Annotated in this window: 11 protein-coding genes and 1 riboswitch; of the genes, 7 read left to right on the plus strand and 4 right to left on the minus strand. The window is 62.7% G+C overall.

Going from position 1 to position 14,711, the window contains the following annotated elements; translation table 11 throughout:
• Positions 1-72: 72 nt before the first annotated feature.
• Genes prpB through V1286_RS01455 form a run of 4 tightly spaced genes read right to left on the minus strand, consistent with a single transcriptional unit; the run spans position 73 to position 4,163 of the window.
• The gene (gene prpB / locus V1286_RS01440; protein ID WP_334477109.1) at positions 73-987 is read right to left on the minus strand and encodes a methylisocitrate lyase; all 915 of its coding nucleotides are present in this window, start codon (positions 985-987) and stop codon (positions 73-75) included.
• 10 nt (positions 988-997) lie between these two features.
• Positions 998-2,170 (minus strand): bifunctional 2-methylcitrate synthase/citrate synthase, encoded by a 1,173-nt coding sequence (gene prpC, locus V1286_RS01445; RefSeq protein ID WP_334477111.1) that lies wholly within the window; start codon positions 2,168-2,170, stop codon positions 998-1,000.
• A gap of 11 nt (positions 2,171-2,181) precedes the next feature.
• Positions 2,182-3,735: an MmgE/PrpD family protein gene (locus tag V1286_RS01450; protein WP_334477112.1), complete on the minus strand. Its 1,554-nt coding sequence runs from the start codon at positions 3,733-3,735 to the stop codon at positions 2,182-2,184.
• Positions 3,732-4,163 (minus strand): acyl-CoA thioesterase, encoded by a 432-nt coding sequence (locus tag V1286_RS01455; protein ID WP_334477114.1) that lies wholly within the window; start codon positions 4,161-4,163, stop codon positions 3,732-3,734. The genes V1286_RS01450 and V1286_RS01455 overlap by 4 nt, the downstream gene beginning before the upstream one ends.
• A gap of 134 nt (positions 4,164-4,297) precedes the next feature.
• On the opposite strand from V1286_RS01455, the gene V1286_RS01460 reads away from it, so the two are divergent.
• The 7 genes from V1286_RS01460 (at position 4,298) to V1286_RS01490 (ending at position 14,656) form a co-directional block, all read left to right on the plus strand.
• Positions 4,298-5,719 carry a short-chain fatty acyl-CoA regulator family protein gene (locus V1286_RS01460; protein WP_334477115.1) on the plus strand — a complete coding sequence of 474 codons (1,422 nt, stop codon included), beginning with the start codon at positions 4,298-4,300 and terminating at the stop codon, positions 5,717-5,719.
• A gap of 138 nt (positions 5,720-5,857) precedes the next feature.
• A riboswitch (cobalamin riboswitch) is annotated at positions 5,858-6,073 on the plus strand.
• A gap of 115 nt (positions 6,074-6,188) precedes the next feature.
• The gene (locus V1286_RS01465; protein WP_334477116.1) at positions 6,189-9,104 is read left to right on the plus strand and encodes a ribonucleoside-diphosphate reductase subunit alpha; all 2,916 of its coding nucleotides are present in this window, start codon (positions 6,189-6,191) and stop codon (positions 9,102-9,104) included.
• 26 nt (positions 9,105-9,130) lie between these two features.
• On the plus strand, positions 9,131-10,261 hold the full coding sequence (locus V1286_RS01470) for a ribonucleotide-diphosphate reductase subunit beta (protein ID WP_334477117.1): 1,131 nt from the start codon (positions 9,131-9,133) through the stop codon (positions 10,259-10,261).
• 295 nt (positions 10,262-10,556) lie between these two features.
• On the plus strand, positions 10,557-11,840 hold the full coding sequence (locus V1286_RS01475) for an IS4 family transposase (protein WP_334489483.1): 1,284 nt from the start codon (positions 10,557-10,559) through the stop codon (positions 11,838-11,840).
• A 135-nt stretch (positions 11,841-11,975) separates the two neighbouring features.
• Entirely contained in the window at positions 11,976-13,199 is a 1,224-nt protein-coding gene (locus tag V1286_RS01480; RefSeq protein WP_334477118.1) for a glycosyltransferase family 87 protein, read from the plus strand.
• A 272-nt stretch (positions 13,200-13,471) separates the two neighbouring features.
• Complete coding sequence (locus V1286_RS01485; RefSeq protein ID WP_108514149.1) at positions 13,472-14,146, plus strand: TetR/AcrR family transcriptional regulator; 675 nt, start codon at positions 13,472-13,474, stop codon at positions 14,144-14,146.
• Positions 14,147-14,230: 84 nt separating this feature from the next.
• On the plus strand, positions 14,231-14,656 hold the full coding sequence (locus V1286_RS01490) for an OsmC family protein (RefSeq protein ID WP_334477119.1): 426 nt from the start codon (positions 14,231-14,233) through the stop codon (positions 14,654-14,656).
• Positions 14,657-14,711: the final 55 nt, after the last annotated feature.

Consider the following 14,711-nt stretch of genomic DNA (forward strand, 5'->3'; position numbering starts at 1 on the left):
CCCCGCTGCGCTCTCTGCCATCATTCGATGAACGTCATTCCGATCGAAGCGCGATAGCTACATAGTTCACCTCTACGGCATGCCGGTGGGAACGATGGTTCTGACGATGGAGGCGTCGAGCGCCTCGTAGTCATGCAGCCCGATCGTTGCGTAAAGTTCGGCGCGCGTCTGCATCTGGTCGAGCATCTCATGGGTGCTGCCATCGCGTTTGAGGGCGGCGAACAGATTCTGCTGGGCCTTGTTGGCGACGCGGAGCGACGACACCGGCCAGATCACCATCCGATAGCCCATCGCCTCGAACTCGGATGCGGTGAAGAACGGCGTCTTGCCGAACTCGGTCATGTTCGCCAGCAGCGGAACGCCGGGAACACGCCTGGCGAACTCCTCGAACATCTCACGCGAGATCATCGCTTCCGGGAAGATCGCGTCTGCTCCCGCTTCCAGATAGAGTTTGGCGCGTGCCACCGCGCCGTCCATGCCTTCGTGCGCCGCGGCATCTGTTCTTGCGATCAGATAGAGATGACGCCGCGCCTTGGCGGCGGCAGCGACCTTGGCGGCCATGTCGCGCGCGTCCGCCAGCTTCTTGTCGTTGAGATGGCCGCATTTTTTCGGCAGCAACTGGTCCTCGATGTGAACGGCGGCAGCGCCGACGTCCTCGAAGGTGCGCACCATGTTCATGACATTGAGCGCTTCGCCATAGCCGGTGTCGCCATCGACCAGCACCGGCAGGCCGCCAGCGCGCGCCACCTGGCGGATGAAGAAGGCAACTTCCTCGATCGTGATAATGCCGAGATCCGGCAGGCCCATCGACGCCGTCATCGCCGCGCCCGACAGATAGAGCGCGGAAAAGCCGGCGTCGCGGGCCTGCAGCGCGGCCATTCCGTTATGCGTGCCCGGCATCTGGAGAATGCCCGGTTTGTCCAGGAGCTCGCGGAAGCGAGCCCCGGCCGGCTTGTCGGCCAGATCAGCACCCAGGAGATATACCATGCTTGCCTCCTTACGCGGCGCGCGGGGTGGTCGCTGTCTTGCCACGCTCATGCAGCGGCACGAATTTCAGATTCTCCGGGCCGATATAGTTCGCGGCCGGCCGGATGATCTTGTTGTTGACGCGCTGTTCCATCACATGCGCCGCCCACCCCGATGTTCGCGAAATCACGAACAGCGGTGTGAACATCGCGGTCGGCACGCCCATCGCGTGATAGGAGACCGCGCTGAACCAGTCGAGATTGGCGAACATCTTCTTGGCATCGGCCATGACGGCCTCGATCCGGTCGGCGATTTCGAACATGCGGGTGCTCTCGCTTTCGATGCTCAGGCGGCGCGCAACCTCCTTGATCACCTTGTTGCGTGGATCGGCGATGGTGTAGACCGGGTGACCGAAGCCGATCACGACCTCCTTGGCCGCGACGCGCCGGCGGATATCGGCCTCCGCTTCGTCCGTATCGCCGTAACGCTTCTGCACTTCGAACGCGATCTCGTTGGCGCCGCCATGCTTCGGCCCGCGCAGTGCGCCGATCGCGCCTGTGATCGCGGAGTAGAGGTCCGAGCCGGTGCCTGCGATCGAGCGCGCGGTGAAGGTCGAGGCGTTGTACTCGTGTTCTGCGTAGAGGATCAGCGAGGTATGCATCGCGCGCTCGTGCGATGGCGGCGGCTTCCTGCCATGGAGCAGATGCAAGAAGTGCGATCCGATCGAATCGTCGTCGGTTTCGACGTCAATCCGGCGGCCGTGGTGGGCATAGTGGTGCCAGTAGAGCAGCATCGATCCAAGCGAGGCCATCAGCCGGTCGGCAATATCGCGCGCGCCGGACTGATTGTGATCATGGGCCTCGGGAAGGATGCAGCCGAGCGCGGAGACGCCGCTTCTCAATACGTCCATCGGATGTGCCGCGGCGGGCAGCAACTCGAGCGTCTGCAACACCGCTGAAGGTAACCCGCGCAACGCCTTCAGTTTGGCCTTGTAGTTTCGAAGCTCCGACAGCGTAGGCAGGCTGCCGTGAACGAGAAGATATGCGATCTCCTCGAACTCGCAGCTTTCGGCGACATCGAGAATATCGTAGCCGCGATAATGCAGGTCGTTTCCGGTGCGGCCAACCGTGCACAGCGCGGTGTCGCCGGCGATCACGCCTGATAGCGCGACCGATTTCTTGGGCGAAGGTTTGATGTCCGTCATCTCAATCTCCCTTATCGATTGCCGGCGGCGCGCTGGACTGTGACCGGAGCGGCGTCGCGCCAGTCGAAAATGCCGTGCGTCGATGTCGCGCCGAGGAATTCTGGATCGACCGTAAACGTGAGGTCGGTCAGCTCGCCCGCCTTCAACGACGCCAGTCTTTCCACCGTTGCGATGAAGCGATCCTGCTCGGTCGTGGCGATCAGGCCTTCCGCCAGGTTGCGGAATTTCCGGATGTAGTCCGGCCGCCTGAACGGGCGGGCGCCCAGCGGATGCGCGTCAGCCAGCGCAATTTCGTCACTGATGACGGAGCCGCCCTTCAGCTTCACTATGACGCGGCCGCCGAACGCTTTTTCCTTCGGATCCTGGCTGTGGTAGCGGCGGGTCCATGCGGGGTCTTCGACCGTCGAGATCTTGCGCCACAGCGCGGCCGTCGTTTCGCGGCCCGCGCGCTCGGGCGCATAGGATCGCTCGTGATGCCAGCCGCCGTCTTCGAGCGCGACCGCGAAAATATACATGATCGAATGGTCGAGCGTTTCGCGGCTTGCCTTCGGGTCCATCTTCTGCGGGTCGTTGGCGCCGGTGCCGATGACGTAGTGGGTGTGGTGGCTGGTGTGGATGACGATACTTTCGATCTTCGAGAGATCGCCGATTTGCGGTCCGAGCCGGCGCGCCAGGTCGATCAAGGCCTGGCTCTGATATTCGGCCGAGTGCTCCTTGGTGTAGGTTTCGAGAATGGCGCGCTTGGGTTCGCCCTTCTCCGGCAGCGACACCGTGTAGTCTGCGCCGGGGCCGCCGAGCAGCCAGGCGATGAAGCCGTCTTCGCCCTCATAGGCGGGTGACGGCGCGCCTTCGCCGCGCATCACGCGATCGACGGATTCGATCGCCATCTTGCCCGCGAAGGCCGGCGCATAGGCCTTCCAGCTCGAGATCTCGCCCTTGCGCGATTGCCGCGTCGTCGTGGTGACGTGGAGCGCCTGCTGAACGGCCTGATAGATCGTCTCGGCAGGCAAGTCGAGCAGCGCGCCGATCCCGGCGGCGGCGGACGGGCCGAGATGGGCGATGTGATCGATCTTGTGCTTGTGCAGGCAGATGCCCTTCACGAGATCGACCTGGATTTCGTAGGCCGCAGCCAGCCCGCGCACGAGGTCCGCGCCCGTCAGCCCGCAATGCTGGGCGACAGCCAGCACCGGCGGAATGTTGTCGCCGGGGTGCGAATAGTCTGCCGCCAGGAACGTGTCGTGGAAATCGAGTTCGCGGACGGCGACGCCGTTGGCCCAGGCGGCCCATTCCGGCGAAATCCGCTGCGACCGCGTCAACCCGAACACGGTGGCTCCCGGCTGGAACGGATGCGCCTCGGCTTGCGCTCGCGCGCTGATGACGGGACGCCGCGCCACCGAGGCTGCGGCAACGGCGGCGTTGTCGATGATGCGATTGCCCAGCATCTCCACCACATCGCTCTCGACCGCGACCGGGTCGGCGGCCACCTCAGCGATCTTCCAGGCCAGTTGCCCTGCGCGTGGCAGATGATCGGCCGATTTGAACGTACGAACGCTATGCTGTTTCAAGACGCAGCTTCCCTCTGGATTGGATCGGTCATGGTTGGTTGCGCGATCGGGACCGGCCGGCCGAATTCGTTCACCGCGACCATCTCGAACGTTCCGCGCACCGCGGATTTCCGCCTGCCGCTGCTCAAATCTTCGCGGATCATGTCGACGGCGACCGTCATGGAACTGCGCCCGACGCGTACGACCTGGGCAACGAGCTCGACGAGTTCGCCGACATGGACTGGCTCGTGAAATTCGATTCTGTCCGAGGTCGCCATGACGACGCTCTGGCGAGCGTGCCGCGTGGCCGTGACGAATGCCGCCTTGCCCATCAGGCTCAGGGCATGGCCGCCGAACAGCGTGCCGTAGTGATTGGCTTGCTCCGGAAACACCATCTCCACGAACCGTGTCTCGTCGGGATGGAGGTTTGGCGACGCCGTTGAATGCATTTTCCTGCTCCGGACGACTTGTCTTTCCGTACCGACTTCGCAATATCTACAAATGTGCGCCGTCGAAATGGCTGAAAAAGCGTAGTCTTGCGAAGAAAAGCCGGTCGATTTGCAAAGTTTGCGAAGGTGTTGCGATGAAAAAGACCTTTATGGGCGTGCGGTTGAAAAGACTGCGTGAGGAGCAGCGCCTGACGCAGGCGGCGCTTGCCGGCAAACTCGGGATCTCGCTCAGCTACCTCAACCAACTGGAAAACAATCAGCGTCCGCTCACCGTGCCGGTGCTGCTGGCGCTCAATTCGGTGTTCGGCCTTGACGTGCAGTCGTTCGCCGAGGGCGACGAGGCGCGCCTGATCTCGGACTTGCGCGAAGCGCTGGCGGATCCTTCGCTAGGAGAGTCGATCGCTATCGCTGAACTTCGCGAACTCGCGCAGAACATGCCCGCGGTCGGGCGCGCGCTGATCAACCTCAACCGCAAATACCGCCATGCCGCCGAGCAATATGCGGCCATCTCCGCGCGGCTCGGCGACGACCGTCAGGCCGCTGCGGCGGTACTTCCGTCTACGCCGTTCGAGGAAGTCCGCGACTTCTTCTATCTGCAGCACAACCACATTGCCGAGCTCGACGATGCGGCGGAAGCGATCGCCGGCCGGTTGGAATTGCCTGTCGGGCGGATGACGCCGGGCCTGGTGTCGTATCTCGAAAGCCGGCATGGCGTGACTGTCCTGATCGACGCGATCGACGAACTGGGATCGGGAACACAGCGCCTGTTCGATGGCCGCACACGAACGCTGCGGCTGTCGCCGAGCCTTGATCCGGGCCAGCAGGCGTTTCAGCTCGCCACGCAGATCGCCATTCTGGAACTGGACGAGGCGATACGTTCGATCGTCGACAACGCCAAGTTCACCAGCGACGAAGCGCGCGGCCTCGCCCGCATTGGCCTTGCGAACTATTTCGCCGGTGCGCTGATCCTGCCTTACTCCGTTTTCCTCAACGAGGCGGAGCGGTGTCGTTACGACATCGAGTTGCTCAGTCACCGGTTCGGGGTGGGCTTTGAAACGATCTGTCACCGGCTGAGCACCCTGCAGCGCCATAATGCGCGGGGCATTCCGTTCTTCTTCATTCGCGTCGATCGCGCCGGAAACATATCGAAGCGCCAATCGGCGACCGACTTCCATTTTTCGCGGGTCGGCGGGACCTGTCCGCTGTGGAACGTCTATGAGGCCTTCGCCAACCCGGGGCGTATCCTGACGCAATTGGCGCGGATGCCCGATGAACGAACCTATCTCTGGGTTGCCCGCACAGTGTCGCACGGCAGCGGGGGATACGGCGCGCCCGCCAAGACGTTTGCGGTCGCCTTGGGATGCGATGTTCGCCATGCGGAGCGAATCGTCTATTCGCAAGGTCTCAAGATCGATCCGTCACTGGCGACGCCGATCGGCATGGGCTGCAAGGTGTGCGAACGGCCGGATTGTCCGCAGCGCGCATTTCCGCCGGTCGGCCGGGCCTTGCGAATCGACGAGACGCGCTCCCGCTTCGCGCCCTATGCGACGTCGTGAGCTGAACGCGGCTGGAATAGCGGGGAAAACGTTTTTCAAGCGGAGAAAGAATCAGCTTCCCGTGCTTTTCATCCCCTTGCGGAAATTTTTTTTGATCGTCGATCTCCAGCGCCCCATTGACACTCCGGCCCGAATAATACCAGATATAGCTGTCACGGCCCACCCTGTCGCAAGATTTGGTGGCTAAGAGGGAAGTCGGTGTATCGCGTGTTTTGCGAGAATCCGACGCTGCCCCCGCAACTGTAAGCAGTGAGTTGTTCCCGATTTCACGTCACTGATGCGGCCACGCATTGGGAAGACCGGGTACGACGCCGACCTGCGAGCCAGGAGACCTGCCGCGACACCAAAAAACGTCCACGGGCGGGGTGTCCGGCGGCCGCTTGCAGAATCATGCCGGTGCTTTGCGCCGGGCATTCAATGCAGCGTCGCCCCAAGACATCCAGCCCCAACAACACTACGGGGTCTGCCGATGTCGCAATCTTCTCAACTCGTTTCTCCCGAAGCCAAAGCCGCTCCCTTTCTCGCGTTGCGCTCCGAATCATCAGCCGCGCCGGAAGCCGCGCCTCCAATGCAGGTGATCCGCCGCAACGGCACGGTTTCGAAATTCGATGCCAGCAAGATTTCGGTCGCGATGACCAAGGCGTTCCTCGCGGTCGAGGGGCATGGCGCGGCCGCTTCCCGCCGCGTGCATGAAATCGTCGAGCAACTGACCGACGAAGTCGTCGGCGCGCTGTCGCGCCGGATGAGCGAGGGCCGCACCTTTCATATCGAGGACGTGCAGGACCAGGTCGAACTGGCCTTGATGCGCAGCGAGCACCACAAGGTCGCGCGCGCCTATGTGCTGTATCGCGAGGAGCGAACGCGGCAGCGCGCCGGGCAGGAAGCGGCCAAATCGGCCAAGCCGTCAACCGGACCTTTGTTGCATGTGACGCTGGCGAACGGGACGAAAGTTCCGCTCGACACGGCGCGGCTGGTGTTGATCGTCAACGAGGCGTGTGCTGGCCTCGATGGCGTCGAGGCGGCTCCAGTGCTCACTGAGACCCATCGCAATCTCTATGACGGCATCAGCCAGGATGAATTGGCGCTGGCGTCCGTCATGGCTGCGCGCACGCTGGTCGAACAGGAGCCGAACTACGCCTATGTCAGCGCGCGGCTATTGCTCGACAAGCTGCGCACCGAGGTGCTGTCGTTCGTGCTCGGTGCGCCGACCAGCGCGTCGCAGGCCGATATGGCGGTACGCTACGGCGAATACTTCCCCGCCTACATCAAGACCGGCATCAAGGCCGAGCTGCTCGATCCCGATCTGGCGCGGTTCGACCTGAAGAAGCTCGCCGCGGCGCTGAAGCCGGAGCGCGATCTGGCGTTCCAGTTTCTGGGGCTGCAAACGCTGTATGACCGCTATTTCCTGCATGAACGCGGCAACCGCATCGAACTGCCGCAGGCGTTCTTCATGCGCGTCGCGATGGGCCTTGCGCTGCGCGAGATCGACCGCGAGGCACGCGCCATCGAATTCTACGACCTGCTGTCGTCGTTCGACTTCATGGCTTCGACGCCGACGCTGTTCAATTCGGGAACGCTGCGACCGCAATTGTCGTCCTGCTTCCTTACCACCGTTGCCGACGATCTTGACGGCATCTTCAAATCGGTCAAGGACAACGCGCTCTTGGCGAAATATTCCGGCGGGCTCGGCAACGACTGGACCCGCGTGCGCGGGCTAGGCGCCCACATCAAGGGCACCAACGGCGAGAGCCAGGGCGTGGTGCCGTTCCTCAAGGTGGCGAACGATACCGCGATCGCGGTCAACCAGGGCGGCAAGCGCAAGGGCGCGGTCTGCGCCTATCTCGAAACCTGGCATATCGACATCGAGGAATTTCTGGACCTGCGCAAGAACACCGGCGACGACCGTCGCCGCACCCATGACATGAACACCGCGAACTGGGTGCCCGACCTGTTCATGCAGCGCGTCGAGGCCGATGGCGAATGGACGCTGTTCTCGCCGGACGAGACGCCCGATCTGCACGATCTCTACGGCACGGCGTTCGCCGAGCGTTACGCGTTCTATGAAGCGAAGGCGGCGCGCGGCGAAATCCGGGTGTTCAAGCAGGTTCGCGCCACGGATCTTTGGCGCAGGATGCTGACCATGCTGTTCGAGACCGGGCATCCCTGGATCACGTTCAAGGACCCCTGCAATCTGCGCTCGCCGCAGCGCCACGCCGGCGTGATTCATTCCTCGAATCTCTGCACGGAGATCACGCTCAATACCTCCGACGACGAGACCGCCGTCTGCAATCTCGGCTCGATCAATCTGCTCAACCACGTGCGGGAAGGGCGGCTGGATGAGCCGCGGCTGAAGCGCAGCGTGGCCATCGCGATGCGGATGCTCGACAACGTCATCGACATCAATTTCTACACCATCCCGGAAGCGCGCCGCTCGAACCTGCGGCACCGCCCGGTCGGTCTCGGGCTGATGGGCTTCCAGGATGCGCTGCAGGCGTTGCGGATCGCGATGGCTTCCGATGCGGCTGTAGCCTTCGCCGATACCAGCATGGAGATGATCTCCTACTATGCGATCTCGGCCTCCGTCGATCTGGCGGCCGAGCGCGGGCGCTATCCGTCGTTTGACGGCTCGCTGTGGAGCCGGGGCATTTTGCCGATCGATTCGATCGAACTGCTGGCGGAAGCCCGCGGCGGCCTTGCGATGGACCGCGGCATGGCGCTTGACTGGGATCACTTGCGCGAGCGCGTCAAATCATCAGGCATGCGCAATTCGAACGTGATGGCGATCGCGCCGACGGCGACGATTTCGAACATCTGCGGCGTGGCGCAGTCGATCGAACCCGCCTACCAGAACCTCTATGTCAAATCCAACATGTCCGGCGACTTCACGGTGGTGAACGAGTTTCTGGTCCGCGACCTCAAGGCGCGCGGGCTGTGGGACGAGGTGATGGTCAACGACCTCAAATATTTCGACGGCAGCGTTGGCACCATCGATCGCATTCCGGACGACCTCAAGGCGCTCTATGCCACAGCCTTCGAGATCGACAGTGCCTGGCTGATCGAGGCGGCCTCGCGGCGGCAGAAATGGATCGACCAGTCGCAGTCGCTTAACCTCTATATCGCCAATCCCTCAGGCAAGAAGCTCGACGCGCTCTATCGGCTGGCCTGGGCGCGCGGGCTGAAGACGACCTATTATCTGCGCTCGCGCAGCGCGACGCATGTCGAAAAATCCACGCTCCGGGGCACCGACGGCAAGCTCAACGCCGTTGCGGCTGCACCTGCGATGTCGGCCGCGCCGATCATCGTTCCGTCCGCGATCACGGCGCCCGACCTGTCCGGCGCGGTGGCATGTTCCATCGACAATCCCGAATGCGAAGCCTGCCAGTAAGCAGACAAGAAAAGAAGGAAACGACAATGCTCGACTGGTCAGAACCCGCTGCGCCCCTGCGCCGGATGCCACTTCCCTTGGAGGCGCAAACCACTGTTGCGGCCGATCAAACCGGCCTCGGCGCGATCGATCGCAGCGGCGGCAGGGTGTCCGTGGACGACAAGCGGATGATCAACTGCCGCGCCGACGTCAATCAATTGCTGCCGCTGAAATACAAATGGGCATGGGAGAAATACCTCGCCGGCTGCAACAATCACTGGATGCCGACCGAAGTCTCGATGCAGGCCGATATCGCGCTGTGGAAATCGCGCGACGGCCTGACCGAGGATGAGCGCCGCGCCATCAAGCGAAACCTCGGCTTCTTCGCGGCTTCCGAAAGCCTCGTCGCCAACAACATCGTGCTGGCGATCTACCGCCATCTGACCAATCCGGAGTGCCGGCAGTATCTGTTGCGGCAGTCCTTCGAGGAGGCCGTTCACACCCACACCTTCCAGTACATCGTCGAAAGCCTCGGCCTCGACGAGGGCGAGCTGTTCAACATGTACCGCGAGGTGCCGTCGATCACCGACAAGGCGGCGTGGGCGCTGAAGCACACCCAGCACCTCGACGATCCCGATTTCAGGACCGGGACACCGGAAGCCGACCAGGCGTTCCTGCGCGATCTCGTCGCGTTCTATGTGATCTTCGAGGGCATGTGGTTCTATACCGGGTTCGCCCAGATCCTCTCGCTCGGCCGCCGCAACAAGATGGTCGGGATCGCCGAACAGTATCAGTACATCCTGCGCGATGAATCCATTCACCTGAACTTCGGTATCGATGTCATCAACCAGATCAAGATCGAGAATCCGCATCTGTGGACCAAAGCCTTTCAGGACGAGGTCCGCGCCATGGTGCGTGAGGCGGCCGAACTGGAAGCGGCCTACGGGCGGGACACCATGCCGCGCGGCTTCCTCGGCCTGAATGCGGCGTTGTGCGAGAGCTACATGCACTTCATCGCCAACCGCCGCTGTGCGCAGCTTGGGCTACAGCGGGTGTTCGACGAAACCGAAAATCCGTTTCCATGGATGTCGGAGGCGATGGACCTGAAGAAGGAGAAGAACTTCTTCGAGACGCGGGTGATCGAATATCAGAACGGCGGGGCGCTGAGCTGGGAGTAGGGGTGGCAGGCTCCCTCCACACGTCGTCCCTGCGAACGCAGGGACCCATAGCCACCGAACGTAGTTGTGTAAGCAGGCGTCTGCCGTCCCTGCGAACGCACTAGGGTTTCTACACGTCTGGCGCGACAGATTGACTCGGTGGGTCATGATGTTATCCCGCGTTTGCGGTTTGTATGATTCTGTTTCTGACGCTTTGATTCGAAGGAGCGTCGGAGATGGAGCACGAGCCGGATTTGTCACTGGGTGAGTTTGGCGACGTTCGCCTCGATAAAAGGGGGCGGCGTTTGTGCAGGCTATGCTTTGCACGCGCAGTGTCTGCTTGCGCCGGATGGCGCAGGGTGACTGGGCCGCGTACATGGCGTACTGGCGGTTCGTGAACAATCCGCAAGTCACGACCGATCGACTGATTGAAGGCTGGAGCAGGCAGACGGCGACCGTGGTCGGCGGGCGTCATGTGCTGGCGATCCAGGACACCAGCGAGGTCAAGTTTCAGACGCGGCAGGGATGTCGGCGTGGACTGGGCAAAGTCGGCAAAGGCAATGCCCGCGGCGTGTTGCTGCATGCCATGATAGCGGTCGATGCCGACAGCGGGGCCTGTCTCGGTCTCACCGGCGGCAAGGTGTGGACGCGCAGGGGCAAAGTTAAGACCCCTCACGACGAGCGGGAGTTGGCCAACAAGGAGTCGGCGCGCTGGGTTACGACGGCTGAGCAGGGCTGCGAGGTTCTGGCTGCGGCGCGCATGATCACCGTCATCAATGACCGTGAAGGGGAGTTCTTTGCGCACTGGGCGCTGACGCCCGGCGACAACGTCCACCTGCTGACGCGGGCTATGCATGATCATGCGCTGGCCGACGGCGGAACCCTTTATCAAGCGGTGGAGCGAGTTCGCTTCTGCGACAAGGCGGTGATCGATCTGCCGCAGCGGATGGATCGCCACGGTCGCCAAGCCCATCTCTCGCTGCGCTTTGGAACCGTCGTGCTTAAGCGGCCGGCGCGACCCGGCGTGAAGGAACTGCCTGAAGGCGTCAAAGTCAGCTTCGTGGAAGTCGTCGAGTTGCACCCCCCGAAGGGGGCTGAGCCCGTTCATTGGCTGCTCTTGACCACTCATTCGATCGCCAATGCGGCCGATGCTTGGCGGATCGTCTCCTGGTACAAGCAGCGCTGGATCATCGAACAGCTCTTTCGCTCGTTGAAGAACCAGGGCTTGCGAATCGAGGACAGTCAGCTCGAAAGCGCCGAGGCCCTGATCAAGCTCGTGACGATCGCTACTAAAGCGGCATGTATCGTCATTCAACTCGTTCAGGCCCGCAATGGTGGCGAACAATTGTCGGTCAAATGCGCCTTCACCCCCGAAGAAATCGAAGCACTTGCCGCCATCAACAAAACCATGAAAGGCAGGACCGAGCTTCAGAAGAACCCGCATCGCCCCCACACGCTTCAGTGGGCGGCATGGATCATCGCCAAGCTCGGCGGATGGACCGGCTACGCCTCGCATCGGCCACCCGGACCAATCACATTTCACAACGGAATGGCTCGCTTCCAAATCATCGTCGCTGCCAGAGCCATCGAAAATGTGTAGAAACGCTAGTGAGTTCGCAGGGACGACAACAAAAACTGCCGTTGCTGCGTCAAAACTTAAGATTTCCTCAATTCGGCCCGGTCTATTGCTTTAGGGGCGTGCGCTTTGGGACAGGCGCCCGAGCAAGGATCTCGCATGGCCGCCTCTCACTCCACCTTCAGGCCCGCACCGGAGCAAACTGCAATTCCCGCGTGGCTCGTCAGGGTCTGCCTGGTGCTGGCGGTTGCGAACGTGACCCTTTGCCTGTCGGCGTATTTCTCGCACTGGTGGGTTTACAATGCTGACGGCCTCGGCATCCCGACCGACTTCATCAACGTCTGGGCGGCCGGCCGCCTGGTGCTCGATGGTGTCCCGGCTCAGGCCTATGACTGGGACGTCCAGAAGCAGGTCGAGGTCGCAAAACTCGGTCAGGATTTTGTCGGCTATTTTGCCTGGCACTATCCGCCGCCGTTCCTGTTCGTCGCTTCGTTGCTGGCACAGCTTCCCTATCAGCTCGCCTTTATCGGCTGGGCTGTGGTCAGCTTTCTGCCCTTTGTTGTCGCGATGCGCGCGATCGTCGGCCGCGACTTCGGCTATTTGCTCGCGCTCGCCATTCCAATGGCGTTCATCAATGCGCTGGTCGGGCAGAACGGATTCCTCACCGCGGCGCTGATCGGCGGTACGCTCTATCTGATCCCGGTACGCCCGGTACTGGCAGGCATCTGCCTCGGGCTTCTGACGTACAAGCCGCAATACGGGCTGCTGTTTCCGATCATGCTGATCGCAGCCGGGCATTGGCGCGTGTTCATCAGCGCCGGCGTAACGGCGGTCGTGCTGGCCACCGCTTCCTGGCTCGCCTTCGGCATCGAGAGCTGGCTGGCGTTCTTCCACTGGATGCCGAAATTCTCGCAAGCCTTCCTGACCGACGGCAAGGCCCCATGGTGGAAGCTGCAAAGCATCTTCTCGATGGTGCGTTACTTCGGCGGCACGGAGCCGCTCGGCTGGGCATTCCAGTGGGTTCTCACCGCCTCCGTGGCCGTGGTGCTGGCGCTGGTGTGGCGAAGCCGCGTGCCCTACACGCTGAAGGCCGCAGCGCTTGCCGCCGGTACGCTGCTGACCACGCCCTATCTCTTCATGTACGACATGATGGTGCTGGCGATCCCGATCGCCTTCATGGTCCGCGTCGGACTGAAGACCGGTTTTCGCACCTACGAGCTCCCGGCGCTCGGCGCCGTCGTCGCTCTCATCGGCTGCTACATGTTCACGGGTATTCCGACCGGCTTTGGCGCCACGCTGGTCGTGTCCACGCTGGTCCTGCGCCGAGCCGGATCGTGGTGGCGGCATGAGCCGGTGCCAAAGCTGGTTGCGGCCGGCGCGTGAATGGCGTGAGGCGATGGCGGCAATATCATGCGCAGGGGGCATGAAATCACCGCTGGCTATTTGATGAACGCCGCCCACAACGCGGCATTCGCTAGCGCCTTGGCCGGCAAATCCTTCCCGAAACACGCTGAAAACCGTCTTGTCATCAGTCGTGAATAGTTGTTCACTTCTTCAAAGCGATGAGTACGTTCATCGCTCAAGACGTTGAAGGTGTGCGCGTTCTGGCAGGCTCCACGGGGGCTCGAGGGCGCGCCGGGGACGGAAGACGCGCCATGGTCTATCGGCGAACCCATCAGGTCGTAAAGCGGCTGGCGGCGCGGCGTAGCGCCATCCTGGCGGCGGCGCGGGACGCTGCGGCCGAAGGCGGCATGGCGGCGGTGCAGATTGCTCCCGTCGCAGTCCGCGCCAATGTCGCGGCCGGCACTGTCTACCGCTACTTTCCCTCCAAGGCCGAGCTGATTTCCGAATTGATCGCCGAAGTGTCGCGCGACGAACTGGCGGCGATCCGCCGTGCGGCGGATGCCGCTCCCGGGCCGTCCTCGGCACTGGCTGCCGCCGTTACCACGGTGGCCGTGCATGTGCTGTCACAACGCAAGCTCGCCTGGGGCATTCTGGCCGAACCGGTCGATGTCGACGTCTCGGTGTCGCGGCTTGCCAGCCGCCGTGAAATCTCCGGCGAGATTGCCGCCAGAATCGACGCCGCGGTGCGCGCCGGCCATCTGCCGGCGCAGGATACGGCACTTGCCGCCACCGCGCTGCTCGGCGCGCTGCATGAATCGCTGGTCGGCCCGCTGGCGCCCGAGAACCTGGATGATTCCGCGAAGCTGCGCGACGCCGTGCAAACCGTCACGTTGTTGGCGCTGCGCGCCGTCGGCGTGATGGATGCCCGCGCCCGCGGCCTCGTGGTGCAGGCGGTACTGCCGGCGAAAGCGCTGGTCGGGGCCTGAACCCGGCTGTTCGACACGCCTGTGTCGCAACCATTTGCCACGCTGCGGCTTATCGACGGGTTCAACCGCGATCAGGAGCATGCGATGACGACGACATCAGGATCCGCCAAATGGCAGGGCGGCATCAAGGACGGCAAGGGCGCGATCTCGACCAGGAGCGGCGCGCTCAGCGATTACCCCTACGGCTTCGCCAGCCGCTTCGAGGGCAAGCCCGGCTCCAATCCGGAAGAATTGATCGGCGCCGCGCACGCCGCCTGCTTCACCATGGCGCTGTCGCTGATTTTGGGAGAAGCCAAGCTCACCGCCGAACACATGGAAACCAAGGCCGACGTCACACTGGAAAAGCAGGGCGATGGTTTTGCGATCACGTCCGTGCATCTGACGCTGAACGCAAAGATCCCGGGCGCGGACGATGCGAAATTTCAGGAGCTGGCGGGCAAGGCCAAGGCCGGCTGCCCGGTGTCGAAATTGCTGAACACGAAGATCACGCTGGACGCGACGCTGCAGTAATTGGCGTTGTCATTCCGGGTTCGCGCCTGCGCGCGCCCCGGCGCAACGTACGCCA

Origin of the sequence: Bradyrhizobium algeriense, assembly GCF_036924595.1 — a bacterium.
GTDB classification, from domain to species: Bacteria; Pseudomonadota; Alphaproteobacteria; order Rhizobiales; family Xanthobacteraceae; genus Bradyrhizobium; species Bradyrhizobium algeriense.